Below are 1,081 nucleotides of genomic sequence, written 5' to 3' on the forward strand. Positions count from 1 at the left end.
GTGGGCAATTTGCCGCCAGCCGCGCCGGCGCCGGCAGATGAAATAGATCTCATGGCGGGCCAGCGCGGCGTCCTCACCCCAGGTTTGGCGCAGGCTTTGTTCGAAGCGGCCGAAATCCATCAAGCGTCCCAATGTTTTTTCAAGCGGCGATAGTCGAGCCAGCGCTGAAAGGCGCCTGTGCGCACCGGGCCCAGGATTTTAACCATACCGCGTTTGGCGTGCGCTTTCAGCGTATCGGCCGGGGTCCAGCGCACGGCGTCGACGTGCAGGTCGATGGCGGCGATTTCTTGCGCGTCTGCTGGCGGGATAGGATGCGGTACCGCACCGGTCGACGGCAACCGGGCAATGGCCAGCAAGCTGCCGGCAAAGGCTGTTCCCAAGGGGTGGGCGCCGCAAGCGAGGATTTCGAAGCCGGCGCTTTGCAGGGTTCGCCGCAGGGTATGGGCGGTGAAATAGCTCAAATGGGCCGGGTGCACGAATGTGCGCGTGTGCCAGCCGCCGCCGGCGTCGGGAACCTCGACGATCAGATGGCCGCCGGGTTTGAGCGCCTTAACGGCCCAACGCGCGAAGGCGGCCGGTTGGGGCAAATGTTCCAGCACATGAAAGGCGGCGGCGACATCGAAATAGCCGGCCGAGGGAAACGCCTGAAAATGGGCGGTCCATTGCACATTCGCCCCCCGGCAGCGAATGCCGCGCCGGGCGGTGTCGTACTCGGACGCGTGCAGGGCGGCATCGGGACGGGCTTGAGACACGGCATGCAAAAAGCTGCCGAAGCCGCTGCCGAGCTCGAACAGGCGTCCCGCCCGAGGTAGCAGCGGCTCTACGATGCGCAAGCGTTGTTCGGCGATACGGCTTTCGAAGCGTTGTTCGAAAAACAATTCCGGGTCCTTGCCTATGATCTCGGTCAGAAACAGTTTGCGGTAATGATGGGCGTAAAAATCCTCCAGCGAGGCGGGCGTGAAATCCGGGGCCAGGTAAAGGCAGGCGCAATGTCCGCAACGGCGCAAGGACTGGCCGGCTCCCAGGTAGCTTTCGGGCCAGAACTCCCGCTGCCGGGTGGTGGCGCGGCACAGGCGGCAGC

General features: G+C 64.4%; 1 protein-coding gene. It reads right to left on the reverse strand.

Annotation, left to right across the window (positions count from 1 at the left end; translation table 11 throughout):
- Positions 1–119 precede the first annotated feature (119 nt).
- Positions 120–1,081, reverse strand: a 962-nt coding sequence (locus NP596_RS21515) for a class I SAM-dependent methyltransferase (protein WP_256617425.1), incomplete at its 5' end; no start/stop codon positions are given.

This window comes from Methylomonas rivi, from assembly GCF_024505165.1.
In the GTDB taxonomy this organism is placed as follows: domain Bacteria; phylum Pseudomonadota; class Gammaproteobacteria; order Methylococcales; family Methylomonadaceae; genus Methylomonas; species Methylomonas rivi.